Genomic DNA, 26,150 nt, shown 5'->3' with positions numbered 1-26,150 from the left:
CCGCACGACCGACCTGGCGTACGGCTGGCATCGGGCTTCGCCGTACGCACGGCACACCGCTGTCGCCCGCACGCGGGGTCCGGCGTGCGCGGGGTGGCAACCGCGCAGGTACGGGAAGCACGAGAGCGGGCGAGTGAGTTGGCGAGCGAGCGGCGGAACGAACAGCGGCACCAGCGGTCGGCGGAGCAGCAGCGGAGCGAAGAACGAGGGCCGGCGACGTCAGGTCAGCGGGAGCAGCCCGGCAGAAGGACGTTTCTCGTCGGGACGGGCCTGGCGGGTGCCGCCGGGCTCATCGGCGCCCCGGCCGCCGGCAGCGCCGGCGCGGCCACGGACGGGAGCAGCGCCGGGCGGCCGGGGGCCGGCGGGCCGGAGGGGCACGGCGGGGCCGGCTCACCCGGTGGTGCGGTGCGGGCGGAGCAGTTCAAGGGGGCCAAGAAGCTGCTCGTACCGGAGCTTTTGATGCTGCCGGGAGGGCCGAAGCGTGGGCAGGCCGTGCTCGTCGACGGCAGGAAGTTCCGGGCGGTCGGGCCGGCGAAGGAGCTCATGGCCGCGCACCCCGGCCTGCGACCGGTGCGGCTGGACGGGCACTTGCTCATGCCGGGTTTCGTCGACGCGCACCATCACCTGACGCAGAGTTTCGGCAAGGCCCAGTCGTTCGGGCAGCCATCGGAGATCTTCAAGACGATATGGGAGCCGCTGGAGCACGCGCTCGACAAGGACAGCGCCTACGTGTCGGCGAAGCTGGCCGCCCTCGAGGCCCTGCGCGGTGGCTTCACGACGGTCGCCGATGCAGGGACGCGGGCGCCGGTCGACGTGGCCGCGATCGCGAGGGCGACGGAGGAAGCGGGCATCCGATGCGTCCTGTCCAAGGTCGTCTCCGACGGGAAGGGCGGGCCGGAACACCTGGACCGGTGGGACGCGCATCCGCTGGTCCATCCCTCGCTGGCCATCCCCGTGCCCGAGGATGCGACGGCGGAGGTCATCAAGCGGACGGCGGACCTGTGCCGCGAGGCCGACGCGGTCTTCCAGATCCACGTCAATGAACATCTGGCCTCGGTGGAGCGGTCGTTGAAGAGCGTCGGTCGACGCCCGGTCGAGTACCTGCGGCATATCGGGGCGCTGGGCCCCCAGACGCTGGGTTCGCATGCCACCCTGCTCACGCCGGGCGAGATGCGGATGCTCGCCGACTCCGGCGCGGCCATCAGCTACAACCCCGTGGCCAGCGCCTGGAAGGGCAACGCCGTCGCACACGCCACGATGCTGGCCGCGATGGATGTGCGCTTCGGCACGGGGACGGACGGAACCCGCGGCGACGGGTTCCGCCTCGTCGACGCCGCGGAGACGGCGCAGCGGCTGGCGTACGGCATAGCCTCCGGGGATTCCTCGTGCGGCGCGGGGCGGATGTGGCTGGAGCACGCGACGTCGCTCAGCGCCGACGCGCTCGGCCTCTCGGCGGTGACCGGGGAGATCGCGGCGGGGAAGGCGGCCGACTTCCTCGTCGTGGACCTCGACGTCCCTGAACTCACCCCCTCCTACGACCTGGAGTGGGAACTCGTCCGCCTGGCCGGCCGTGACCAGATCACCGCTGTCGTGGTCGACGGCAAGCTGCGGCTGTGGGAGGGCTGGCCACCGGACTGGGACGGCCGCGCGCTGGTGGCACGGGCGGCGAAGATGGGCCCCGAGGTGGTGCGCCGAGCGAATCTGCAACGCGTGGAGCCGCGTTGACCGCCCTTCTCGTGACCATTTCACCACGTCACCGCTCTGCTGGAAGCCACCTGGTGACGGCGAACGCGAGCAGGGTGATCGCGGCGGCGAGAGTCAATGTAGCGGTGTGCAGGCCGGCGGTGAACCCGTCGACGGCCGCCCGGTGCAGGTGGGGATCGGAGGTGCGGGACACGGCCTCCGCGACCGTCGTCGGCCGATCGGGGCCGGACAGCCGCGAGGGGAGGTCGGCCGTGAAGACGGCGGTGGTGATGGTGCCGGTGACGGCGATGCCGACGGCACTGCCCAACTCCCTGACGAGGCTCTGCAAGGCGGAGCCCGTTCCGGCCCTCTCCGCGGGCAGCGCGCTCATCATGGCGTGCGAGAGCAGGGGGCTGGCGGCGCCGCAGCCGAGGGCGGTGAGTCCGGCGCCCACGGCGTAGAGCACGTACGGGGTCCGGGCGTCGGCGGCCGACACCACGCACAGCCCGGCGGCGAGTACCAGCATGCCGATGAGGACGGTGCCGCGTCTGCCGCACACCCGCTCCAACAGCAGGCCGATGCGCGGCCCGGCAAGGAGCGCCGCGGCCATCGGCAACAGCCGCAGCCCGGCTTCGAGCGGCCCGTACCCCTTGGCGTACTGGAGGTATTGGCCGTTGAGGTAGAAGAGACCGAACATCCCGGCGAAGAGCGCGGCCATGCCCACCGCACCCGCCCGGACGGCGGGCAGCGTGAACAGCCGAGGGTCCAGGAGCGGCTCCCTGGCCCGCAGTTCACGCCGGGCCCAGGCGGCCAGCAGTGCCACCGCGGCCGCGCAGGCGGCGAGGACGGGCGGGGCGGTCCAGCCGGACTGCGGGCCGGAGACGATCCCGTAGAGCAGCGCCAGGAAACCGGCGGTGAGCAGAGTGGCCGCGAGTGGCGCGGCGGGACTCGGGCGGCGGGCGGTGACGGGTGCCACCGCGACCACCAGGAGCAGGGCGCACAGCGCGAGCGGGAGCAGGCAGAGGAAGAGCGTGCGCCAACTGCCGTACTCGATGGCGGCGCCGCCGCCCACGTTGCCCAGCACGGCGGCGAGCCCCGTCATGGACGCCCATACGGCGACGGCCTTGCGCCGTGCCTGGTCGGGCAGGCCTTCGACGAGCAGGGCGAGCGTGGTGGGCAGCACGGCGGCCGCGCCGACTCCGCTGATCATGCGTCCGGTGATCAGTACGGAGATGTGCGGGGCGGCGGCGCAGATCACCGCGCCGAGGGTGAAGATCCCCAGGCCGCACATGAGCGTGCCCTTGCGGCCCCGGCGATCGGCGAGCGCGCCCGCGGGAACCAACAGGCAGGCGAAAACGACGACGTAACCGTCCACGACCCACACCACGGCCTGGGCGGACGGCCGCAGGGCGTCGGCCGACAGATCGGGGATGGCCAGATTGACGGCGGAGACCATGCCGATCACCAAGGTGACACACAGGCACATGGCCAGCGTGGTCAGCGCCGGCGGACGGTGGGGATGGACATGCGGAGGGGCAGGCGGGCGGGTAGGTGGGTGGGCTGCGTGAGGGGGACGGGCGGCGGGCACGGCGCGGGGCTCGGTGGGCTCCAACGGGACCTCCGTGGAAACAGGGGAGAAAAGTCGGGCACGCGCGGCGCGACACGCCACATCGCGTCGCGTTCTGACGCACGCTCGGTACGGGGTTGATGCTGCGTCAGACGGGCTCCTACGCATGAGCGTTGACGCGTGGAGCCGCTACGACGAGGAGCTGCCGGAGGGGTCGGTGTACCTGGTCGCCCTGTCGAGCGTGGCGTGCAGGGTCAGCCGGTCCCCGCGCAGGTGCAGGAACTCCAGGTCGGCCGGGCGGCCGTCCGCGAGGCGGGTGAGGCGTTCGACGGCGAGGATCGCGCCGCCCGCGGGCATCTCCAGGACCGCGCAGGTCGCCGGATCGGTGACCGTGGCGTGGACGGACACCTCGGCCGAGCCGAGCGGCATGCCCGTCGCGGTCTCGATCAGATCGAAGACGTCGTGGTTCTCCAGCGTGCGCGGCGTCTTCCCGGCTCGAGCCAGCAGAGGCTCTCCCACCTCGGGGATGAGGTAGGTGCAGTCCAGGGACAGGGGGATGCCGTCCACCCGGCGCAGCCGCTCCAGGTAGACGGCCATGCCTCCTTCGGGGAGGCCCAGCCGGCGCGCGACCGTGAGCGGTGGCCGCAGGACGCGGGCCTCGCGTACTTCGTTGACGACGACGCCGTGCCGCTGGAGCACCTCGGCGAGCCCCGACAGTTCACCGAGCGGATGCTCGTAGGCGCGGCCGGTCACGACCGTGCCCACGCCCCGGCGGCGTTCGACGAGCCCCTCGTCGCGCAGGAGGCCCAGGGCTTCCCGGACGGTGTTCCGGGAGGCGTCGAACTCGGCGATCAGGGCTCGCTCGTCGGGCAGCACTCCACCGGGAAAGGCGCCGCGCATGACCTGCCGGCGCAGCACGCTGGCCACAGTACGGGCCCGGTCGGCCCGCGTCAGCGACACGCCGGACCCGCCGCTCCTCGGCTTCGGATCGCGCATGGCTCCCTCACGGTGGACACGTGGACGTCCGACGCGGGCAACACCCCGCGCCGGACACCGACGCTAGGCGAGCTATGTTGCCGCGACGTTACGCCACCCTGCGTGACCTGCAATGATGAGGTGACCTGGGGTTCTGCGGGGCGGCCGGCCGGGTACGCCACCCGCGGCGGACAAGGTCCCGACCGGGGCGGGGTCAGTCGTCCTCGCATCCGGTCCGGTGGCGCCGAAGGGTGAGGGGCCCCGCCTTGGCTCACGGCGACATCAGGTCTGCAGGGCGGCCGGAAAGGTGACGCCGGTCAGCCGTTCGCCCTCACGCCACAGCCGGGTCCCCAGCCCGGCTGGTGGAGGCGTGGCGCTGCAGGTCGGTGACGGCCGAGTCCGGGAGCGGCCACAGCGCGGTGCGCACTACGAGCAAGCCGCGGGCGAGTTCCTGGGTGAGGACGACGTTGGCGCCATAGGGCGGGGGCGTCCTGCCGACGGCTGAGCTCTATTCCTCGGACGCCTCGTCCACTCCGAGATCGTGGCGCATGGCGGCCCTCAAGTCGGACAGCAGTGCCCACGACATCTCCGTCTCGATATGGAGGGCATCCAGTTCGCCCGCGTTGGGATGCCCGCCTGCCACCATTCTTTTCAAGAGGCCGTAGGTGTTGTTGAGCTGCTGGTTCGCTGCCCGGGCGTCTTCGAGCACGGCGCGGGGCAGGATCATCTGCGCCTCGGCATAGCTGTCGCGGAGGACCAGGCGCCGTTCTTCGAGCTGCTCGACGCACGTACAGGCCTCCGCGTCGTCCCGGGCCCGCAGGGCGTGCATGAGGTTGATCTGCGCGGTCTGGTACTGCCGGGCCGTGGTGTTGAGGGAGATGTAGCACGCACGGCGCAGGTCGATCATTTCCCGTCGCGCCACCAGGCGCGCTTCCTGCTGCCGGACGTGCTCGGCGTGGGCGCGCTCTTCGCGTTGCTGACGAGCCATGGCTTCCAGTTCATGGCGTTTGAGCCGATCCGCCCGGCTCTGTGTCAGCAGGGCCGCGCCCAGAGTGCCGATGACACCGACGACGGCCACAGCCAGCGCACCCCAGGTCTGCCCCACGGTCCCCACCTCGTGTCGGGCAGGCGGGACGTTGCCCTGCCTGCTTCTACGGTGACGATCATAGAGTTGAGCTTTGTACCGCGGCCCGCCGCCCGCTCGTCCGGCAAAGTCCCCTGCGGGTGGCTGCCTCGGCGGTCACTGAGCTGTGCTGTGTGGGGTGCTCTCTTCGGCCGGGGTGAGGTCGCGGGGCAGAGGGCCCTCCAAGCCCTGTAGGCCGCTGCCAGGCGGGGCCGAGAGGGCTTCGGTCGGTGAGGAACGGCGGGCGCAGCCACGTCGCATGCTCTTCCTGGTGCCGGCCGACTTCTGAGGGCTGCACCGTGAACCAGACACCGGGTTCTCGGCATAGCCCTCGGCACAGCCGGCGTCGGGCGCTCCGGTCGGCATGGTGGGAGGGTTCACGGCCGGGAGCGTCTCCAGCCGCCAGGCAGGGAACCGGCCCCCATAGAACCGGTCCCCGGGCTGGACGACGTGGACGCCGCCCCGTTGGCTGCTCCACCTCCGTACGGGGCCGGCGAGTGGAACGAGGCGCTGCCAGGCGTTGGCGGAGAACCGGGCCGGGACGACCGTGACGAACGGCTCGGGGGACGTCGCTCCGAGCTCGGGAGGGGCTTATCGTCGAACATGCCGCCGACCGGCCGGAAGAGGGTGACCGACCCGCCCGATCCGGGGTGCGGTTGCTGTGAAGCGTCCGCCGTTGGCTTCAGCCTCCCGGGCGAAGAGCCTCTCAAGGTGAGGGCGCAGAAAGTTGCAGCCGCCACAGAAGGCGCCGGGCAGCAGACGCTGTCCCGACAGCCCGGTACCGTCCTGGGCGGCACTGGAGAGATGGACCTCCAGGGCGTGCGGGTCCCACTGCCCGATCGACCAGCCCGGCCCCGGCTTCTCAACGCTCCCCTCACCGGCCGCGACCCGCTGAAGATCCAGCAGATTCTCCACCGGCAGCCTCAGCGCCCCGGCAAGCGCCGTCGCCGTCCGTGCCGACGGCACCGGCCCGTCGGCCTGGAATACCTGCTGCACGACGGTACGGCTCAGGCCTGTCCGGGCGACCAGATCCGTCTTCTTCAGCCGCACCTTGGCCAGCCCGGACTCCAGCCTCCTGCGCAGTTCCGGCAGAGCCGAATTCCAGAGCCGAATCCGGTGTCGGTGTATGACCGGTCCGTTCGTCGTGCACCTGCTTGCCCCCGGGTGGTGATGTGTTCGCCTCACCGCGACCGTGGCCAGCGCCCTCGCAACCATCCTCGCCTGACCCCCCGGCAAGGCCTCCGCCAGGCGTGAGGTTCGCTCGCCCCAACCGCCGTGCCTGTAGGCGTTGCGCAGTGCCGTCGACTCCCGTAGCCACGAGGCCGACCCTGCAGATGCGGACGAATTGGCACGCCTTCGGTGAATTCTTCCCCCTTGGGGTATCGCCAGTTCAGGTGGCCCGCCAGAGGTTGGGGCGGCCCTGGAGCGAAGGGATGCGGCCTCAGTCGATGCTCGCTGCCGGCACCCGTTCTCGCAGGTCGACCGACGGAAGGCCGGTGCCCGGTCCGGGCGTACCAGGCAATGGCGCGAAGTGGTTCAATGTTCAACCGCATCGGTCATCCTGGTCAGGGAGTGGGCATTCGGCAGTCCGCAGTCCGCAGTCCGCAGTCCGCAATCCGCAATCGGCTGACCGCCCCCCCCATGTCCCCCCATTCCCTGTCTCATCAAAGGAGATGATCGACATGAGCGAAGCCCTCCCCCTGCGCCTCCACCACCACGCGTGGCTGACCGACGACCAGGAAGCCACCCGTCGCTTCTACGAGGATGTTCTCGGCCTGCCTCTGGCAGCCACATGGACTGAGACCGCCGTGATATCCGGCGCCGAGCGCGCCTACTGCCACACCTTCTACGGCCTGGCCGATGGAGGCGCGCTGGCCTTCTTCCAGTTCGCCGACCCCGCGGACCAGAAGGAGTTCGCGACTGACGTCAATTTCACTCCCTTTCGTCACATCGCCTTCAAGGTCGGGCAAGAGACCCAGAAGGCGATGCGGAAGCGCATCAGCGAGGCCGACTACAGGGAGCCGGACACCTTCGTGACAGATCACGGATTCTGTTTCTCCCTGTACATCACGGACCCGAACGGGCTGATGCTTGAGTTCACCGTCGATCACCCCGAGGCGGAGAAGACCGAGATCGAGCGGCGCGCGACGGCGCACGCCGATCTCGCCCGCTGGCTCGCCGGCGACCACACCAGCAACAACCACTGGCGCTGACGCTGCCGCGGCAACGAACGCCGACAGGATCAGGGCGGCCACCAGCATCCAGAACGGTCGCCTGCGGGCGACCACGTCCGTGCCACCCGTGGCATCGGCCGGGGTCCGCGGTGTAGGCCGGCAGCCCGCAGCGTGGACCGAGGCCCCTGGCGCCCTCGGCCATGTCAGCCGCCCCGAAGCCCGACCGCCAGCGTCAGTTCGAGGACCCGCTGCGGCGATCCGAGATCCGGAAACAGCTCCCGCAGCTGCGCCATCCGGTACCGGACGGTCTGGGGGTGGACGAACAGCGCCGCCGCCACCTCGTCACGCCTGCCCTGGTGCAGCAGCCACGCCCGCAACGTCTCCTCCAGCCGCCGCGCGGTCGCGACGGGCAAGGTCCGCAACGGTGCGAGAGCTCGGGCACGCAGGTCCGCGAACGCGTCCGCGTCGGCGCTCAGCACCAGCTCCGGCAGGTGGTCCTCGGTGTCGCGGATGTCGGAGGAGAGGGAGCGCGCGCGTACGGCTCGTGCGTACGAGGCGGACGCACGAGCCCATGGTCGGGTCGGGCCGACCACGGCGGTGCGTTCGGTCAGCTGCCGCAAGAGATGCGTTCGGTCGGCATCGGGGACGAGCAGCACACCCGTGGCATCCGGGAGATCGTCGAGGACGAGGGTGTTCGGGTCGAGCGTGCGGTAGGCGGGCCGAGCCTGGGCGGCGGGCAGCAGGACCGCGGTCAGTGAAACCGGAGGCTGCCACCCGGCTCGTTGAGCGGAGACCAGCAGCACGTCCGGGCTCGCGCCGGCGAGGAGGTCGCGGGCCAGGTGTTCCAGATGGAGCTCGTGGGCCCTGCCCCGGGCGGCCAGTTCGTCGGCGTGGCCCGCGGCGCTCGCGGCGGAGAGCTCGTCGATGTAGGCGAACGTCAGCTCGGCGAATTTCGCCACCTCGGCAGCGGGCAGACCTGCGGGTACCGCACCCGCTGCCAGGCATCGCCAGGCCACGCGGGCGCCGACGCGGTAGGCGCTGAGCAGGGCGTCCATCGAACGCCCGTCGCGCACCTCGCCGCGGCCCAGCTCATAGGCCGCGTCCCCGGCGTCGCCGCCTGTGGCGTTCCCGCTCGCGAGGTCCAGATAGTGCCCCAGGGCGGTATGGACGGCTCGGCGGATGGTGGCGCCCATGCTGCCCGACAGGGCGTTGGCGTAAGGAGGGACCTCCTCGATGATCGCCTGGACGACCTCGTCGGCGGTGGACTTCAGCGCGGCCCGAAGTGCGGTGACCGTCGTCTCATCAAGGGCCAGTTCGCTGGCCCTCCGGATTGCATGGCTCACGTTTTTGTTCCCCACGAACAATTCGGCCGACCAGATTTACGTCCTGCGGTCAGGACTTTACGCCTTGAGGCACAGCAAGCTGGAGTCATGACGAGTACAGCCCTCCGCGGCAGGGCGTGGAAACTGCTGGAGATGGTCACGACGCCGCTGCTGCCGTCGGACTACCTCGACCTGGTCAGCCCGCTGCGTGCGGGCGCCGACCTGCGTGGGCGCATCGAGGCCGTGCACCCCGAGACGGGTGACGCCGCGACCATCGTGATCAGGCCGGGACGGGGCTGGCGCGGTCACACGGCCGGTCAGTACGTGCGGATCGGCGTCGACGTCGACGGGGTGCGCCTGTGGCGTGCCTACTCCATCACCTCACCGACAAACCGCCAGGACGGCCGCTTCACGATCACCGTGAAGGCGATCCCGGGCGGCAAGGTCAGCACCCACCTGGTCCGCCGGGCGAAGCCGGGCACACTGATCCAGCTCGACCAGCCGACCGGCGACTTCGTGCTGCCGCAGGCCAAGCCCGCCAAGGTGCTCCATCTGACGGCCGGCAGCGGCATCACGCCCGTGATGGGCATGCTGCGTGACGTCGAGTTCGACGACGTCGTCATGGTCCACTGCGCGCCACAGCCGCAGGACGTGATCTTCCGCAACGAACTGCACGACCTGGTCGCCGACCAGAAGCTGCGGCTCACCGAAGTGCACACCGACACGGACGGCATGCTCGACATCGCCCGTCTCGACGAACTCGTACCCGACTGGGCCGAGCGCGAGACCTGGGCCTGCGGGCCCGCGGGCCTGCTCGACGCCGCCGAGGAGCACTGGAGCGAGCACGGCGTCCGAGAGCGCCTGCACACCGAACGTTTCCGCCCCAGCATCGTCGTCGCCGGCGACGGCGGCGAGGTCACGTTCAGCGCCACCGGCAAGACCGTCGACGCGGACGGCGCCACCCCGTTGCTGGACATCGGGGAGGAGGCCGGCGTGCTCATGCCCTCCGGGTGCCGCATGGGCATCTGCTTCGGCTGCGTCACGCCGCTCAAGACGGGCGCTGTCCGCGACCTGCGTACCGGCGAGATCACCGAGGCCGAACCGGGCGTCCTCATCCAGACCTGCGTGTCCGCCGCGGCGGGCCCCTGTGACATCGAACGGTAGGAGCATTTTGACCGCCATCGACCCCACCGCCCACCTCACCGCGGAGCAGATCGAGGAGCTGGGCCGCGAGCTGGACGCGATCCGCGACGAGGTGATCGCCGACCGCGGCGAGAAGGACGCCGCCTACATCCGTAAGGTCATCTCGGCGCAGCGCAAGCTCGAGCTGGCCAGCAGGGGCGTGCTGCTGTTCTCGAGCTTTCCGCCCGCGTGGCTGCTCGGCACCGCCGGACTGTCCGTGGCGAAGATCATGGACAACATGGAGATCGGCCACAACATCCTGCACGGCCAGTGGGACTGGATGCGGGACCCGAAGATCCACTCCACCACCTGGGAATGGGATCACGTCTCGCCCGCCGACCAGTGGAAGCACTCGCACAACGAGCTGCACCACACGTACACCAACGTGATCGGCAAGGACAACGACCTCGGTTACGGCATCATGCGCGTCGACGAGGACCAGAAGTGGCACCCGCTCCACCTCGGCCAGCCGCTGTGGAACTTCCTCAACGCGTGCTTCTTCGAGTACGGCATCGCGGCGTACGACCTGGAGCTCGGCAAGAACCTGGACAAGCGTCGCCGCAAGAACCCGGAGTTCCGCGCGCGGGCCAAGGCCGTGGGCCGCAAGATCCGCAAGCAGGTGCTCAAGGACTACGTGATCCACCCGCTGCTGTCGGGCCCGTCGTTCCTCCCCACACTCGCCGCCACGTTCACCGCGAACCTGGTCCGCAACGTCTGGTCCCACTCGGTGATCATGTGCGGGCACTTCCCCGAGGGCGTACAGGTCTTCGAGCGCCGGTCGATCAAGGGCGAGACGCGCGGCCAGTGGTACCTGCGCCAGATGATGGGCTCGGCGAACATCAGCGGCAGCAAGGCGATGCACTTCATGACCGGCAATTTGTCGCACCAGATCGAGCACCACCTGTTCCCGGACCTGCCGAGCAACCGGTACGCCGAGGTCGCGGTGAAGGTGCGCGCGCTGTTCGAGAAGTACCAGCTGGACTACGTCACCGGACCGCTGCCCAAGCAGGTGGCCTCCGCGTGGCACAAGGTCTTCCGGCTCTCGCTGCCGAACAGGAAGCCCAAGGTCAATACGCCCGAGGTGCCGAACCGCAAGCAGGAACTCGTCGCGGCCTGACGCCGCGTAACGGCGCACTGTGAGCCGCTCCCCGTAATGCCGTGCGGTCGGACCGGACGACGGGAGACACTGGCGCGGTGAAGCAGCTTCAGGAGATCGTGGAACTGACCAGTGGTGTTCTGGGCGAAAATCTCATGGGCGCCTACCTTCACGGCTCTTCCGTGCTCGGAGGCCTGAGACCAGCCAGCGACGTGGACGTACTGCTCGTCTCCCGGAGTTCGATGGACGAGCCGGAACGACGGGCGCTCCTTGATGGCCTGCTCGCTCTTTCCGGCTCCCGGGACATGGCCCGCCCCGTCGAGCTCACAGTGGTCGTCCAGTCCGAGGTGCGGCCATGGCGATACCCTCCGGCCTGCGACTTCCTGTACGGCGAGTGGCTGCGCGCCGAGTACGAGTCCGGGACGGTTCCCCGGCCGGAGCCGTCGTCCGATCTGGCCCTGCTGATCGCGATGACGCTGGCTGGCGACTCCCCTCTCATCGGTCCGCGGCCGGCACAGGTCCTCGACCCCGTCCCGCACTCCGACCTGGTCCGGGCAAGCGTGGCGGGCGTTCCCGACTTGCTCGGTGACCTGGATGGCGACACCCGCAACGTCCTGCTGACCTTCGCACGTATCTGGACCACGCTCGCCACCGGACGGATCAGACCGAAGGACGTTGCCGCCGACTGGGCCCTCGCCCGGCTCCCTCCCGAGCACCGCCCCGTGCTCGAGCACGCCAGACAGCTCTATCTCACCTGCCACTACAGCCGGGAAAGTTGGAGCGAGACGTTGCGGGCTCAGGTCCGTCCGCATGTGGATCACGTGCTCGCCGAAATCGACCGACTGATCCCCCGGAGCCATCGGACACAAGAACCGCTCCGGAGGCACTGAACACCGAGAATCGTTCCTCTACTGGTCACAGCGACTCGTTCCGTGCCGCGAAGGCGGAGAACGAGCAGGCGCAAGGGCCCCAGCTCGTCCAGTATCTACAGGCGCCCACCGTGCACGACAAGCGGTCGGCATACCCGGCGACCAGCCCCGGGCGCACGCCGACTTTGCCGCTCTCCAGAGCACCGGGAGCATTCGGCGGGGCAGGGTCCCCTGCCCGCCACCTCCGTCGGGCGAGGGCGACGAATGCGCTACGGGTGCCGAGGAACCGGTCGTGTCATGGGTCCGCGACGCCGCACACCTCCCCGCCTTCCCTTCTGCCGCGCGACGACGGTCAGCAGCCGGCCCCGGACAACGTGAGCGCTGGAGCGAGGTCACGCCATGCCCGGCGGGTGAAGGTGGCTGGGTCGTCAGTGACCACCTGGACGGCTACGTGGTCAGCGCCGGCCAGCCGGTGCTCGGTGAGCCGTGCGGCTATCTCGTCCGGGTTTCCCCAGGCGAAAAGCGCATCGATCAGCCTGGTGCTGCCACCACCGGCCAGGTCCTCGGCCGTGAAGCCCGCGCGCAGCCAGGCCTCTCGGTAGTTGGCAAGCTTCAGGTAGGGAGCGAGCATGGTCCGGGCCTTGACGCGGGCGCTGTCGGCGTCGCAGTGCGGGAGGACGGTCTGCTCCAGCGCCAGCAGGGGGCCCTCACCCAACGTTGACCTGGCCCAGGCCGTATGAGCCGGAGCGACCAGATAGGGGTGTGCGCCCATGGATTTGGCCGCTGCCAGGCGAGTCATCTGCGGCCCGTGCGCACCGACGATGCGCGCGGTCGGCGGCAGTGCGGGAGTCGCCGCGTCCAATGCGTCCAGGTAGGAGCTCAGTGCCCGGTACGGCTTGTGGTAACGGTCGACGAAATCCGCGTGGCTGACACCGAGCCCCACCAGCAGCCGGTCTCGTTGCCGTTGAGGCAGTGCGTGGTAGGCGGCGGCGAGCTGGGCCGGGGCCCTGTCCCAGATGGACACGCACCCGGTCGCGACGGTGCCCCGACTGGTCGCGGCCAGGATCTCGGCTGCCGTGGCCAGGTCTGCGCGAGGGTTACCGCCTGGGCTTCCGCCGAGCCAGATGGTCCCGTAGCCAAGCTCTTCGAGTTCAGCCGCAGCCTCGCGTGCTTCGGTGCGGTCTCCGTGCGTGAACGCCAGACTCCAGATACCCGTCGTCCCGAGATGCATAAGGGAAGTCCTCCTGGATGTAGGACTCCCGTTGTAACGGCGCGGGCACGAGCTGCATATCTGAAGACTCTGCCCTGCCCGGAAGCCGACCACCAATGTCTGGTTCACCGACCCTGACGGAAAACCGCACACGAATGCATCCGCGAGGCGACGCTGGAGTACCACCGCCCGCAGCAGCAGGCGGGAACGGCGACATCGGGACGGACCCGTAAGTTCGACTCGAACGCGTGACCACCCTGCTTCCGGGCTCCGTGGCGTGCAAAACCGGGAGCCGAGTCGGCCTGCCCGAGAGCCGCCAACGTGGCCAGAATCAACTGATTTCCAGTCCCTGTGCCCGATCTTCGCGACTTGGGTCCATTGCGTCGAGGTAATGCAGGGGAACAAGACCGGCAAAGGCCGCCTGCCAGGAGCGCACGTGGAGACCGCCACCCGCTGACGCGTCATCAGGCCGTGCCTGTCGCATCTGCATGTCCGACATTCTTCAATTCCGGCAATCCCAGCCAAGTACCTTTCCCGAGGGTGACGGTGTGGCTGCCGGGCGGCACGAGCGGTCGAGAGCGTGTCGGCCGGGCCGAGTTCGACGGCCGTCTTCTGGCTGAGGACACCACCGTTGGGTCCGGACGTCCGGGTCGGTCATGCCGGGTGGATGAGGCGGCTCTCGTAGGCGAAGACCACGGCTTGTATACGGTCGCGGAGTTCGAGTTTCTGCAGGATTCGCCCGAGGTGGGACTTCACGGTCGCCTCCGCGAGGTGCAGGGCGGCCGCGATCTCGGCGTTGGACAGGCCGCAGCCCACCTGGACGAGTACCTCGCGCTCGCGGGCGCTGAGTCGGCCCAGCCGCTCGTCGCGGGCGGCGCTGCGACCGTCGGGGAGGTTCGGACAGACGTTGTCCAGCAGGCGGCGGGTGATCCGCGGGGAGACCACCGCGTCGCCCACGGCCACGCTGCGTATCGCGGTGAGCAATTCCTCGGGTCTGGTGTTCTTCAACAGGAAGCCCGAGGCTCCGGCGTTGAGTCCGGCGAAGGCGTATTCATCCAGGTCGAAGGTGGTGAGGATCAGCACCTTGCTCTGCGGGGAGAACCGGATGACCTGCCGGGTCGCCTCGATCCCGTCGGTCCCGGGCATCCGGACATCCATGAGGACGACGTCGGGGCGCAACTCCCGGGCGAGGCGTACGGCCTCCATGCCGTCCGCCGCTTCGCCGACGGGTGCCATGTCGGGCTGGGCCTCCAGGACCGTGCCGAAGGCCATCCGGAGCAGCGCTTCGTCGTCAGCGATCAGGATGCGGATCGTCATGTGGTCACCTCTCCCCCGTTGTCGAGGTCGAGACGGGTATGGATTTCCCAGCCGCCGCCCGGGAGCGGTCCGGCCCGCAACTCTCCCCCGTAGGCGACCGCTCGCTCGCGCATGCCGGGAATGCCGTGGCCGGACGGCGTGGTGCCGGGGAGGGTCGTACCGGGGCCGTTGTCGATGACGTGCACCGTCACGGCCTCGGTCGAACACCTCACGTGGACCTGCGCATGCGTCCCGGAGGGGGTGTGCTTGAGGGCGTTGGTCAAGGCTTCCTGCACCAGGCGGTAAACGGTCAGCTGTGCGGTGGCGGGGATGTGGGTGTGCTCGCCGTGGACCTCGAGTCGGGTGGGCAGTCCGGCGGCGCACATCTGCTCGGTGAGGGCTGCCAGTTGGGCGATCCCGGGCAGCGGGTGGCGCTCCGCGTCCGGTTCGTCGGTCCGCAGGATGCCCAGGGAACGCCGCATGTCGGTCAGAGCCTGCCGGCCTGTTTCGGAGATCTGGAGCATCGCGGTGGTCGCCTTGTCGGGCGACCGGTGCTGCGCGTAGACGGCGGCGTCGGTGAGCGCGACCATGACGGATAGGTTGTGTGTGACGATGTCGTGCATCTCCCGGGTGATGCGTGTTCTCTCTTCGGCGACGGCCAGCCGCGCCTGCTGGTCCCGCTCCCGCTCCAGGCGCGCGGCCCGTTCCTCCAGAGCCTCCAGGCAGACGCCCTTGGTCCGTACGTTCACACCCAGGGCCGCGGAGGCGATCACCATCGCGGTGGCCGCGACGAAGGTGGTCGGAAATGCTTCTTCCACCGCCCAGCGCAAACAGGCCAACAGAACTCCGGCCTCCACGATGGCCCCGGCGGCAAGTGTGCCGCGCCGACCAGAACTCGCGGCCACTGTGTAGAGCGCTATCAGCAAGGCGATGTCCGCCAGCAGTTGGACGTCCATCAGCCATTGGACGAAGGCCGCGGCAGTCACCATGCCGAACACCATGAGCGGGGCCCTACGCCGCCATAGCAGGGGCAGCACAAGGGCGGCGGTGAGGGTGGTGGCCACGGGCAGTTCGTGGAGCGGGCGTGTGGTCGTGACGTTGACGAGGAGCAGTGTCGGCAACAGCGAGTCACACACCAAGGGCGGCAGCCGGGAGCCCCACTGCCAGGCAGCACTCACCAGGCGCGCCACACGCATGAAGGCTGGGTGGGTGTACCGCATCAGCCATACGAAGCCCTGGTAGCGCACCGGGTGGGCACGGTGGGGCCCTGCGGCTGCATCCGTCATCACACGTTCCTGTCGTTCAGCGTCAGGGCCCCGGCCCGGGGCCACCACCGCGCACAGTCAGCTGGAGCCGGGTCGTGTACGAAAAGCGCAGGACCGTGCCGCCCGGCACGTACCGTGGCCCTGTCACGGTAGACCGCAGTTGCATCGGAGCACATGAGACCACCGTCTGATGGCACCGTGCCGCGATGCGACCTCAGTAGGAGTCCCACTACATCCCGTGGTAGCAAAGCGGCCGCCGTCCCGGCGTTCCGGATTGCGACCCGGGTTGCACAGGCGATGCGCTTGGATGCCACTGCGGTCGCACAGGGGGTGTGTCTGATTGCGACGGTGGTTGCACGCGATGGATACCCGGGTTCGATGCGGCAGCCGGGCACTCGCAGCGAGGATGACCGGGTGAACGAGACCATCCCGGGACTGCACATGTCCCCACTGGAGATCCTTGCGTTGCTGGGTGCCCTCACGCTGGTGACGGCGCGGTGGCTTCCCCCGGCCGCCCGCCCACGCGTCGCGGCCGCGGCGGGAGCGGTCTGCGTGCTCTGCACGATCGTGCTGAGTGTGGCGGGGATCCGCTGGCAAGTGCTGCCGATACTGGCCGGCGCCGCCTTCGCGTTGCCGTTCGCCGTCTCTCCTGTGCTGCGACGCCGTTCCGGTCGGCCGGCGTGGCGGGCTCGCTGGTGGGTGGCGTTGCCGGGGTCGGTGGCCTGCGTCGGCCTGATAGCCGCGGGGCCGGTGGCCGCCTGGGCCTTTCCCGTGCCGGTGTTCCCCGAGCCGTCAGGCGACTTCGCGGTCGGCACCCGCGTGGTGCAGTGGACCGATCCGCACCGTCCCGAGACCGCCACCGCCGCCCCGCACGACCGGCGCACGGTCGTGGTTCAGCTCTGGTATCCCGCGCGGAAGAGCCCCGCAGGCGCGCAGCGGGCCCAGTACCTCGGGCGCACAAAACACGAGGCGCACATCGTGGCGGGTGCTCTCGCGCGCCACGTCGGCCTGCCCGGCTTCCTGGTCGACGGCGTCCCGAGTGCCCGCACGCGTTCGGTCTTCAACGCCCCGGTGGCCGACGGGGGCGGACGCTTCCCGGTCGTCCTGTTCTCCCCAGGGCTGGGGGGTGTGCGTACCCAGAACACCGCTTGGGCCGAGGAATTGGCCAGCCACGGCTATGTGGTCGCTGCCCTCGACCACCCCTACGACTCCGCCGCCGTCGTCCCCGCCCACGGCCGAACGATCCACACCAAGATGCTTCCCACCGGGAATGACGACGAGGACGACGAACGGGCCGTCGAGACAACGGGGATCCGGGCCGCGGACCTCAGCTTCGTCCTCACCCAGCTGGGCCGTCTGGACCGAGGTCGGATCGCGGGCCCGCTGACCGGACGCCTGGACACCGGCCGTGCCGCGGTGACCGGCCACTCCCTGGGTGGCGGCGCCGCACTGCAAGCGGCCCGACAGGACCGCCGGTTCACCTCCGTCATCAATCTGGACGGCTACCCCCGCGACCCCGAACCGCGCTCCTTCCACCAGCCGGTGCTCGCGCTCACCCAAGCCATCAGCCCGGAAACCGACCCGCGCTACATACCTCGTCTTACCAAGGTCCTCAAGCTCAGCACCGCGACGAGCTACCGGCTCACCATCCCCGGCGCCGCACACCTCACCTTCATGGACGCCCCCCTCTATCTGCCACCTGTGCCCTCGATGGTCGGGTCCCTCGGCCGCACCGAGAGCCCACGCGCCGTCGCCGCGACCACTCGCGCCTTCCTGGACACCACGCTGCGGCACGAACCCGGTGACCTGGCCGGTGCCCTGTCGGCCTACGGCGACCTCAGCGTCTACCGCTCGGGCCATAGCCGCTGATCACTGTTGCCACAGCGCCACCGGCCCCCCGTCCCTCGATGGCACCCCCAGTACCGACGTTGGTCTGGTGGACTGCTGCGGGCAGCTCGGCTGGGAGGGAGTCGACCGGTGGTCAGGCACCCTCCGACTCGTCGCAAGCGACGGCCGCGACGAGATCCTCACGCTCCCCGCTCTATTCTCCTCCGCGCGCTGAGAACTCCGAACAGAATGCGTCCCCTGTAGCGCGGCCGGTTCCTCGGCGGCCCGATCCCGAGTTGCTCTGGGGTGTCCTAGAGTCACCGCATGCGGCGAAGGACGGGACTGGCGATCGCTGGGGCTGCGGCCCTGGCCTGGGGCGAGTGGGTGAACTGGCGCTGGTCTCGAGCGCTCGTCAGCAGTAGCGGCGGCTCCTCTACGGCCGTGGTGGTGCTGGGGTACCGGAATCCGCAATCGACGGCGAATCTGATCAACCGATGGCGAGTCCGTGCGGGCATCCGTTCCATCACCTCTGACGGTGCGCAGAAAACCTGTGTGATCTTCAGCGGCGGTGCGACCAGCAGCGGCGTCACGGAGGCCCGACTCATGGCTGACTATGCGAAGTCGGTGCTTGCGTTCAACGGCACGGTGCTCCTCGAAGACCAGAGCACGACGACATGGGAGAACATCATGCACGTGATCCCACTGCTTGAAGACGTGGATCGCATCAAGATCGCCTCTCAACCGGCCCATGCTCTCAAGGCCCGTGCGTACTTGCGGCGGCAGCGTCCCGACCTTGCTGAGAGGCTGGTACGCGCGGATGACTACCGCCCTGGCGAGTGGATGGCTGTCAAACCGTTGTTGGCTCTGTACGGACTGTGGACACTCCGCGGCGTCAAAGCCGGTGAGCGGAAGGTCTCGCTCTGGACAGCGCTGTAGACAGCCGTTGTTGATTGGCCTCACGCCCGGTGGTTCTGAGCCGACGCCACCGGCCAGGGACGATGCCCCTGGCCGGTCACACCGCTCGTCGACATCCAGTCCGCCAAGGGAGCCGGGACCGTCTCCAAGGACGCCCACGGCTTGGACGCCGGGAAGACGATCGATGGACGCAGGACACACAGTGCCTATGAACCGCGTCCCCAACCTCGCAGCTGCTCTGGCGAGCGCTATTGGGAAGTTCTTGAATTTGAGCGCAGTCGGGCGCGCAGGATTGCCGCACCGTCCCCCTCAAGATCCTCGCAGGCGGCTGCGCGGCCTGCCATCCCCATCACCAGTGAAAGGGTCGGCCCTCGGAGCAGGTCCCCCGCGCCCGTGGCGAACGGTCCGTCTGTGGCCTCGATCCGCAAGCCCTCGATCGCAGTCTTACTAGCGACGGTGAAATCACGGCCGGCGAAGAACCGGGCCACGGCGGTCGTCGTGGCCACTGGCGGTGTCCGCACAAGACCCAATGGCCGGCGGATGTCCTCGCTGTGGACGACTATTTCCCCCAGCCATGCCGCAGTGTGCCCTGTCGGCCCGGCGGGTCCGGCGACGACTTCGCGAAATCGCCGCAGGGTCTCTTCAGATGTAGCCCCACGGTGCTCTGCGAGTCGCCGGTCGTTGTGCAGATCGGGGTTGAACCTCGCGGCCAGCATGCTCAGCAACCAGCGCCACATTCTCGTGCTGGCACCTGCCGTCAGATGGGCTACGACGTCCTCCACGGTCCAGCGCTCACACAGTGATGCTTCCGCCCACTGGGCCTCGCTGAGCTCGGCGAGGTCTTGAGCGAGCGCCAACCGCTCGACGTGGATGGCCTGTTCCAGAACCTTCCGAGAATCCGAATCGTGTGATTTAGCCATAGGGCAGCCTCCAGAGATCAAGTGTCCCCGATCAGACTCCTGACACCCCGCAAACTCATCGGCTGCACCGGCACAACGAACCTATGCGACTCCGCAGTGCCGAAAAGTCCCCTCAAACTACGCCGCTCACTCGGCCATCCTCTTGCCGTCCAGGCGACATCCGTCTGACGATGCGCTCCGGTCAAGGTGCGCTGAACGAGACGAAGGCAGTGGAAAGGGGGGTTGCTGCCTGAAGCCGCGGCAGGCGAAGCCTCACGCCGGCAGGGCGGGGCAAACGTGTGTCTGACCGGAGGTGGTGATGAGCTGCCCGAGCTGAGGACGCGGCGCTGTGTGCGCCGGCAGCCGGTGATGTGCGAGGCCGTCCTCGTCGGCCCGTGGTCGTCGCAGCACAGGCGGTCCGGCGAGCATGGCAAGCAGATCCAGGACGTGGTGGTCCGTCTGGGACCGGCCGACGACACGGCTGCGGTTACCGCCCCGGACCGGGTCAAGAACCGACTTGCTGCCGTTGAGCGGGACCAGGACGACGCAGCCCGACGGCGGCCTGGCCGACAATGAGCGCATGGACGTCGCTGGGCTGCTCGAATCGGCTGGTCTGCTGGTTCCGGAAGAGACCGGAACCGAGAACGACATCACGGTAGGAGACATCTGGGACTACCTCGTCCACGACGAGTGGGAGACCGCCTTGGGCCTGCTGGAGGAGCTCGGGGCTGGTCATCCGCTTCCGCTCACCTTCTGGGAAAAGATCGCCGACGCGGCTGAACAGCTCCGCCTTGAGCGAAGCTCGGCCTGGTGCCAATGGCGGTGCTCCGAGATCCGCAACGGCATGGTCCGGGCGGACCTGACGCTGCGTCCCGTCGGCGAGGCGCGACGTGCGACGCCAATCGCTGGTCACGGTGTTATGCGGCCCATGTGGGACATCGGACACCTTTCACCCGCCGGTGAACGCGCACTCAACGTCGCCCGGATCTGGGTTGAGGACATGCCTTCTCTGGAGCCGGGCGAGCGAGCGACGGTTCGCCTCCTGCCCCTCACCCCCTCGCAGTGGAAGCACGTCCGTCCCGGCCAGCTGATCTCCATGCACGAGGACCGATCCGTGGCCGGCACCGCAGTCATCCGGGAGGTTCACCGCCCGGCCACCGCCGCGCCCGCCGGATGACGCCGGCTGATCGCGGGATCTTGCTGGTGCGCATACCTCCGCACTTGGTGGAGCACTCACTGCAGTACTTCGACAGCCGCCTCAAGCAGCACAGGGGCGTGGCGGCCCGGTTCGACAAACGTGCGGTGCGGTGCAGTTCGAGGCGACGGCTCACGTCGCGGGGTGATTCATCAGTGACTGTGCCCCCTCCGAAGTGACTACGCCCCTTCCGACCGCCGTCGTGCGGGTTCCCGGCAGGCCAGGACGAGCCTGCGGACATTACGGAGGAAACGCGCATTCCCTGGCATTGGCGCGGGGCGGTGGGTATGGAGTTGCACCTGCCGTAGCGGCATGTGGTCCCGTGGACTTACATCTCGACCCCTTGAGGAAAGGCCCCCGACTCATGCATGCGTTCTTCATGCCGCCTCGCCAGGTCAAGATCGGTGACGCGGCGGCCTTCGCCGGCACCACACCGCGCGCGATTCGCCACTACCACGAGATCGCCCTGCTCCCCGAGCCTGAGCGCGGCGGCGACGGCCGCCGCCGCTACGGGTACGAGGACATGATCCGACTGCTCTGGATTCGCAAGATGGCCGACGCCGGAATCGCCCTGGATGACATCCGTGACGCCTTTGCCACCGGGACGGCTGCGCCCAGTGCGGTCAGCGGAGACGGTATCGAGGGCATCCTGGAGCGGTTGGAGGAATCCCTCGCCGAGCAGGAGGCGGAATTGCGGCGGCAGCGGACCGCTGTGCAGCGGATGCGCACCGAAGGCAGCCGGATGGGCCTGCTCTCCGACTTCGTCACCAACCGTCTCAAGAGCCTGCCCGAGGGGCTCTTGCGGCAAGCAGACTGGGACAGCCTGTTGGTCACCGAGCGGATCCTCGGGCCCCTCGGCGCGGCCGTCCAGGCCACCCGCTTCGTCGTCCTGGCCACACATCCCACTCTGCGGGAGGAATCCGACCGTCTCGATGACGCCGAGGAGGCGCTCGATGACAGCGTCGCCGTCGATGATCCGCGGGTGGCTGAAGTGGCCGGCGAGCGGCATGCCTTCGAAAGCGCCCTGCAGGCCGTCATCGAGGAGTCCAGGCTCGGGAAGGACGACGACGCCCTCTTCGACGCCTGGGACGCTTTGCACCCTGCTGCCACCGAGGACGGCGAGGGCGAGGCAGACCTCAGCCCGCGCAGGCGGGAGGCTGACTCCATGAGCGTATTCGAAGCCATCGGCAAGATGCCCTACGACTTCTCCCCGGCCCGCCTGCGCTGTATGGAACTGGCCGAAGAGCTGTCCGCCCAAGAGCCACCCGCTACCTAGCCCACGGCCTAGACGTGCCCGGAGAAGATGCTGCCCGGTGCGTCCGGGTCAACGGAGAGGAAGTGCTCACGCACCGCGCGGATGAACTCGTGGCGGGAGATCGCACCGTCCCCGTCCATGTCCAGCCTGCTGAAGAGGTCCATCGCACCCGGCGAGTTGACCTTCCAGACGTCCCGCATCAGGCGGGCGAACTCATCCCTGCTGATCTCATTGTCGCCGTCGGCATCGATGATGTCGAAGATCGCGTGGCCACCCATCTCGGTCACGTTGAGGCGGCTGCTGTCCAGGACCGCGAGGCGGTTGGCCACGACGTACTGGTCTCTGGTGAGCCTGTCCCCGTCCACGCCTGCGTGGCGAAGCAGCTCCAGCCAGTAGATCTGGCAGAAGGTCTGGAGCGCCCTGGCCCTTCGGTCGTCCTTGGAGAGCCCGTACCCCTGGATGTAGCGGTCGGCGAGCTTCTGGTAGTCCGACCAGTCGAGACAGCCATCCTTGTTGGCGTCCATCTGGTCGAAGGTGCGCTCGAGCTTGAGTGTGATGACGTCCTGTGCCGCAGCGGTCATGGTCGGCCCCTTTCGTGGTCTGCCTCGTCTGCCTTCCCTGTCCGCTCCAGCGTGGGACACGGTGCCCCGCAGACGTGCGGAGACAGCGGGTGACCACCCGATTCAGTGATCACTTCCCAGCCACCGGGCATCGCGCTACGGGTGCGTCGGCCGTGCGTCTGTGGCTTGCGGTGATCGGCAGCCACGACGTTCTGACCGTGCACATCGACCAGAGGGGGCTCTCCAGTGGGGATCGGCGGAGGCCAACGTCCTGGTCGGCGCCTTCGACCGAGAACAGAGCCGGCTCGTCGTCCATGGGCTGGTCTGACGCCCCCTGTCGAATGGGGAGTAGTTGAGCCGGCGCCGACCTGGTCTCGAAGTCCGTGCGAGGCATGGGTCACCTCGTACGGTGGAAGCGGGACGTCTCAGTCGTCGCACGCGTCGATGTCGTCGTCGCACCCCTCCACGTCGCCCGGGTCGACCGCGTTGAGGTGCCATGCGATGAGTCCAGTGCCGTGCCTGTCGGGGTCGACGCGGGCTGTGAAGGGCTTGTCCGCCGGGAGGTTGAACTGGTCCGCGTCGCGGTCCCCGCAGCCCACACCATAGGACTGCTCCTCTTCCCCCCCCGGGACAGGGTCAGGGTGAGCTCCTCGACGCTGTCCGTGTCGCAGGTGATGTCCAGCCGGTAAGGCTTGTCGCCGTTCCCCGAGAAGGACGTGTCCAGGCCCGAACCGATGCAGGCGGTGCCGGAGTCGAGGAGGTCGGGTTCCGTTCCGTCGTCGGCAGCAGCCTTCAGCGCGCGCTCCGCACGCTGCAACGCGTCGTCGGGCTCCCGTGGGAATCATCCCCCGGCACCGCGCCCCGTCCGCTGCCCCCTCCGAGCGGCGGCGAGACGAACCGAGGTGCGCCTGGGTGCCCCTGCCCGGCCCGGGACGCGGGAGGCTCCGCAACCGGTGGAGGCCGATGGAGACACCCCCGCATCGGTGGTTCACGCCGCATCGGCGAGTTAGTTTTCCGGTTTCAGAGGGATTGATGGTGATATGGATAGCTACAGTCCACCTGCAGTTCCCTTTCAGTGCTTTCCTCCGGAGGCACGCAGTGTGCCGCTGGCCCGGCGGTTCGTGCGGTCGGCGTTGCGTGGTGTTGCGCCAGAGGTGGTGGACACCGCCGAGCTGCTGGCCAGCGAGCTGGTGACCAACGCGGTGCTGCACGCGCGTACCGAGGTGGAGGTGCGGGTCTGGTCACACGAGGGAAAAGTGCGCGTGCGAGTCGGCGACGGCCGGCCGGAGCGCCCGCTCGTGCCGCGGGAGGCCAGGCCGTACGCCGGTGCAGGACGGGGCCTCGCTGTGGTCGAGAAGCTGGCTTCCAGTCATGGGGCCCACGTCGCGGAGGGCCGCAAGACCGCCTGGTTCGAGCTGTGGCCCAAGGCCCCGGTGCCGCCGACGTCCGGGTGGGAATCCGTGCCGGTGTGCGGGCGAACCGCGACCGTGACACTGATCGACATGCACGACATCGTGTTCCGCGCGGCGCAGCAGCATGGTGATGAGATGTTGCGCGAGCTGATCCTGACCACTTCCGTCGAGGAGTGTGCCGGGGTGTCGAACTCCGAGGTGATGGTCGCCAACGATGTGACCAACGTGATTAACGCGTGCATGACATCCGCCCTCGAGGAGACGGTCACCGGCGGCGCCACGGTGACCCTGGACATCGCCTTTCCCCTGGAAGCCGCGCCGGCCGTGGACACGTTGCGGCACGTGCTCGAGCACGGCGACGCGGCGGCGCAGCTGGGGTCCCTGCTCACCCTTCCGGCCCCGCCGCACGTGCGGAGCCACTACCAGTGGGTGCTCGACCAACTGGCCACTCAACTCTCCGGAGGTCCGCCCACCGCGTGGACGCTGCTGCCCGGCGCGCCGAACGCTTCCTCCGCCGAACTGACGCCGTGGGATGCCGGTGACGTGGAGGACAGCAGCATCCCGACCGTCGCGGCCGACGACGACGGCCGGATCATCGCGACCAACACCGCGCTGGCCGACCTGCTGGGGTGGCAGACCGACGAGCTGATCGGCCGACCGTTGACCGTGCTGATCCCCGAACATCTGCGAGAGCGCCATCGGGCCGGGTTCACCGCGCTCCGGCTGACCGGCCGGTCCCGGATCATGGGCCGGTCCATCCCTCTGCCGGCCTTGCACCGCGACGGCAGCCTGGTCCCTGTGCGTCTGCACGTGCAAAGTCAGGAGGCGGTGGATGGCCGCACGGTGCGGATCGGCCAGTTCATGCCCAGAGCGGTGGCCCCCGGGGAGGATCGGCCGGTATCACGTCCCGATCCCGGGCCCTCGGTGCGGCTGCAGACCGGCGCGGCAGCGGCGCCGCGGGCCGGCGGAGGGAAGGAGAGACGGGACCGGGAGCGGTCGAGTCTGCTGGCCGACACCACCAGCGCGCTGTCGAGCACACTCGACTTGCGCGAGGGCCTGCGCCGGGTGTGCCACGTCCTCACCCAGCAGATGGCCGACTGGTGCGTGGTCGACCTGCTCGACGAGTACGGGGATGCCGAACGGGTCTGCGTCGTCCACCGCGAGCCTCGGGCCCTGAACGTGGGGGTGGACCTGGGCAGGCTGCCTCCCCTGTCCGAGAACGCGCGAGGACCGCTGGCCCGGGTCCTGCACGGCGCGGGCCCTCTGCTGATCACCGATATCCCCTCCCCGGACCAGGCGGAGAGCGCTCTGGACGCCCGGCAGCTGGAACTGTTCGAGCAACTGAACGCCGGCAGCACGATCATGGCCCCGCTGCGAGCCCGTCACGAGGTGCTGGGTGCCCTGATCGTCGTACGCACCCGCCACGACGACCCCTTCACCGAACAGGACGCACTCCTCGTCGCCGACCTCGTGAAGGGCATCTCGCTGAGTGTCGACAACGCCCGTCTGCACCAGCACACCCGCACCGCGGCAGAGCGTCTTCAGCGCTCCCTGCTGCCCCGTCTCCCGTCCATCCCGTCCATGGAGATCACCGCCCGCTACGCCCCGTCCAGTACCACCGCCCAGGTCGGCGGCGACTGGTTCGACGCCTTCACCCTGCCCGACGGCGACACGGCACTGGTCATCGGAGACGTGTCCGGGCACGATCTGAACGCCGCCGTGACGATGAGTCAACTACGCAACATGCTTCGCGGCATCGCCGTCGACTGCCAGGACCGGCCCTCGGAGGTACTGCGCCGCCTCGACCTCGCGACGCTCACCCTTTACCCGCATTCCACCGCGACCTGCGCCTACGCCGTCGTGAAAGGCCCCCGCAGCGGCCCATGGGAAGTGCACCACTCCTCCGCCGGACACCTCCCCCTGCTGCTGACCTGTCCCAACGGCGACACCCATTACCTGGACACCGCCTCCGGCCTCCTCATCGGCATGGACAGCACTTTTCCCAGACCCACAGCCCGTGACTCGCTGCCGGCCCATTCCACCCTGCTCATGTTCACCGACGGCCTGATCGAACGCCCAGGAGAGTCCCTCAGCGATGCCATGACCCGCCTGCGTCGGCACACCGCTGCCCTCGCCCGGGCCCCCCTCGACGTCTTCTGTGACGAACTGATCCTCGGCCTCGGCGCCGGCAGCACCGACGACATCGCCCTCCTCGCCCTGCGTCCCACCGCGCCGGGCACATGACGGCGGACGACGCCGGACCGCCCGTTCTGCGCGAGCGGATGCCTGCATTGCCAGTCGGCGCCCTCTGAACAGAGCCGGGTG

At 69.2% G+C, this 26,150-nt stretch carries 21 protein-coding genes; 10 read left to right on the top strand and 11 right to left on the bottom strand.

Going from position 1 to position 26,150, the window contains the following annotated elements; genetic code table 11:
* Positions 1–405 precede the first annotated feature (405 nt).
* On the top strand, positions 406–1,725 hold the full coding sequence (locus DCW30_RS35335; RefSeq protein ID WP_076688078.1) for an amidohydrolase family protein: 1,320 nt from the start codon (positions 406–408) through the stop codon (positions 1,723–1,725).
* Positions 1,726–1,753: 28 nt separating this feature from the next.
* Here DCW30_RS35335 and DCW30_RS35330 read toward each other — a convergent pair whose 3' ends face one another.
* From DCW30_RS35330 to DCW30_RS35315, 4 genes are all read right to left on the bottom strand, one after another.
* A complete protein-coding gene (locus DCW30_RS35330; protein WP_079250276.1) occupies positions 1,754–3,169 on the bottom strand; it encodes an MFS transporter in 1,416 nt (471 codons plus the stop codon).
* 270 nt (positions 3,170–3,439) lie between these two features.
* Entirely contained in the window at positions 3,440–4,246 is an 807-nt protein-coding gene (locus DCW30_RS35325) for a GntR family transcriptional regulator (protein ID WP_076688075.1), read from the bottom strand.
* Positions 4,247–4,733: 487 nt separating this feature from the next.
* On the bottom strand, positions 4,734–5,330 hold the full coding sequence (locus DCW30_RS35320) for a hypothetical protein (RefSeq protein ID WP_076688073.1): 597 nt from the start codon (positions 5,328–5,330) through the stop codon (positions 4,734–4,736).
* 609 nt (positions 5,331–5,939) lie between these two features.
* Positions 5,940–6,398, bottom strand: a complete 459-nt coding sequence (locus tag DCW30_RS35315; protein WP_076688070.1) for a hypothetical protein — start codon at positions 6,396–6,398, stop codon at positions 5,940–5,942.
* Positions 6,399–7,030: 632 nt separating this feature from the next.
* On the opposite strand from DCW30_RS35315, the gene DCW30_RS35310 reads away from it, so the two are divergent.
* Positions 7,031–7,561 carry a VOC family protein gene (locus DCW30_RS35310; protein WP_076689790.1) on the top strand — a complete coding sequence of 177 codons (531 nt, stop codon included), beginning with the start codon at positions 7,031–7,033 and terminating at the stop codon, positions 7,559–7,561.
* A 164-nt stretch (positions 7,562–7,725) separates the two neighbouring features.
* On the opposite strand, the gene DCW30_RS35305 is transcribed toward DCW30_RS35310, so the two are convergent.
* On the bottom strand, positions 7,726–8,865 hold the full coding sequence (locus DCW30_RS35305; protein ID WP_076688067.1) for a PucR-like N-terminal domain-containing protein: 1,140 nt from the start codon (positions 8,863–8,865) through the stop codon (positions 7,726–7,728).
* Positions 8,866–8,952: 87 nt separating this feature from the next.
* Here DCW30_RS35305 and DCW30_RS35300 point away from each other — a divergent pair, with 87 nt between their 5' ends.
* The 3 genes from DCW30_RS35300 (at position 8,953) to DCW30_RS35290 (ending at position 12,012) form a co-directional block, all read left to right on the top strand.
* Complete coding sequence (locus DCW30_RS35300; protein ID WP_076688065.1) at positions 8,953–10,008, top strand: ferredoxin reductase; 1,056 nt, start codon at positions 8,953–8,955, stop codon at positions 10,006–10,008.
* Positions 10,009–10,015: 7 nt separating this feature from the next.
* Positions 10,016–11,143 (top strand): fatty acid desaturase family protein, encoded by a 1,128-nt coding sequence (locus DCW30_RS35295; RefSeq protein WP_076688063.1) that lies wholly within the window; start codon positions 10,016–10,018, stop codon positions 11,141–11,143.
* A gap of 77 nt (positions 11,144–11,220) precedes the next feature.
* Positions 11,221–12,012: an aminoglycoside adenylyltransferase family protein gene (locus tag DCW30_RS35290; RefSeq protein ID WP_076688061.1), complete on the top strand. Its 792-nt coding sequence runs from the start codon at positions 11,221–11,223 to the stop codon at positions 12,010–12,012.
* A 331-nt stretch (positions 12,013–12,343) separates the two neighbouring features.
* Here DCW30_RS35290 and DCW30_RS35285 read toward each other — a convergent pair whose 3' ends face one another.
* The 3 genes from DCW30_RS35285 to DCW30_RS35270 form a co-directional block, all read right to left on the bottom strand.
* Complete coding sequence (locus DCW30_RS35285) at positions 12,344–13,222, bottom strand: TIGR03620 family F420-dependent LLM class oxidoreductase (protein WP_076688058.1); 879 nt, start codon at positions 13,220–13,222, stop codon at positions 12,344–12,346.
* A gap of 633 nt (positions 13,223–13,855) precedes the next feature.
* Complete coding sequence (locus DCW30_RS35275; protein WP_076688055.1) at positions 13,856–14,518, bottom strand: response regulator transcription factor; 663 nt, start codon at positions 14,516–14,518, stop codon at positions 13,856–13,858.
* The gene (locus DCW30_RS35270) at positions 14,515–15,783 is read right to left on the bottom strand and encodes a sensor histidine kinase (RefSeq protein ID WP_079250275.1); all 1,269 of its coding nucleotides are present in this window, start codon (positions 15,781–15,783) and stop codon (positions 14,515–14,517) included. The genes DCW30_RS35275 and DCW30_RS35270 overlap by 4 nt, the downstream gene beginning before the upstream one ends.
* A 357-nt stretch (positions 15,784–16,140) precedes the next feature.
* Between DCW30_RS35270 and DCW30_RS35265 the strand changes: the two genes are divergently transcribed.
* Positions 16,141–17,631, top strand: a complete 1,491-nt coding sequence (locus DCW30_RS35265; RefSeq protein ID WP_076688053.1) for an alpha/beta hydrolase family protein — start codon at positions 16,141–16,143, stop codon at positions 17,629–17,631.
* A 282-nt stretch (positions 17,632–17,913) separates the two neighbouring features.
* Positions 17,914–18,525, top strand: a complete 612-nt coding sequence (locus DCW30_RS35260) for a YdcF family protein (RefSeq protein WP_076688050.1) — start codon at positions 17,914–17,916, stop codon at positions 18,523–18,525.
* A 227-nt stretch (positions 18,526–18,752) separates the two neighbouring features.
* On the opposite strand, the gene DCW30_RS35255 is transcribed toward DCW30_RS35260, so the two are convergent.
* Positions 18,753–19,424, bottom strand: coding sequence for a maleylpyruvate isomerase family mycothiol-dependent enzyme (locus tag DCW30_RS35255; RefSeq protein WP_076688048.1), 672 nt, complete (start codon positions 19,422–19,424; stop codon positions 18,753–18,755).
* Between the two features lie 559 nt (positions 19,425–19,983).
* Between DCW30_RS35255 and DCW30_RS35250 the strand changes: the two genes are divergently transcribed.
* Together DCW30_RS35250 and DCW30_RS35245 are read left to right on the top strand one after the other, a co-directional pair.
* A complete protein-coding gene (locus tag DCW30_RS35250) occupies positions 19,984–20,580 on the top strand; it encodes a hypothetical protein (RefSeq protein WP_076689787.1) in 597 nt (198 codons plus the stop codon).
* 382 nt (positions 20,581–20,962) lie between these two features.
* On the top strand, positions 20,963–21,874 hold the full coding sequence (locus tag DCW30_RS35245) for a MerR family transcriptional regulator (RefSeq protein ID WP_076688045.1): 912 nt from the start codon (positions 20,963–20,965) through the stop codon (positions 21,872–21,874).
* Between the two features lie 8 nt (positions 21,875–21,882).
* Here DCW30_RS35245 and DCW30_RS35240 read toward each other — a convergent pair whose 3' ends face one another.
* Both DCW30_RS35240 and DCW30_RS36955 read right to left on the bottom strand, forming a co-directional pair.
* The gene (locus DCW30_RS35240) at positions 21,883–22,434 is read right to left on the bottom strand and encodes an EF-hand domain-containing protein (protein WP_076688042.1); all 552 of its coding nucleotides are present in this window, start codon (positions 22,432–22,434) and stop codon (positions 21,883–21,885) included.
* 404 nt (positions 22,435–22,838) lie between these two features.
* Positions 22,839–23,012: a hypothetical protein gene (locus tag DCW30_RS36955; protein WP_162933609.1), complete on the bottom strand. Its 174-nt coding sequence runs from the start codon at positions 23,010–23,012 to the stop codon at positions 22,839–22,841.
* A 441-nt stretch (positions 23,013–23,453) separates the two neighbouring features.
* On the opposite strand from DCW30_RS36955, the gene DCW30_RS35235 reads away from it, so the two are divergent.
* Complete coding sequence (locus DCW30_RS35235) at positions 23,454–26,069, top strand: SpoIIE family protein phosphatase (protein ID WP_076688040.1); 2,616 nt, start codon at positions 23,454–23,456, stop codon at positions 26,067–26,069.
* Positions 26,070–26,150: the final 81 nt, after the last annotated feature.

This window comes from Streptomyces alfalfae (assembly GCF_004127445.1).
GTDB classification, from domain to species: domain Bacteria; phylum Actinomycetota; class Actinomycetes; order Streptomycetales; family Streptomycetaceae; genus Streptomyces; species Streptomyces alfalfae.
The sequence above is the reverse complement of the archived record's forward strand: the minus strand, read 5'-3'. Positions and strand labels throughout refer to the sequence as shown.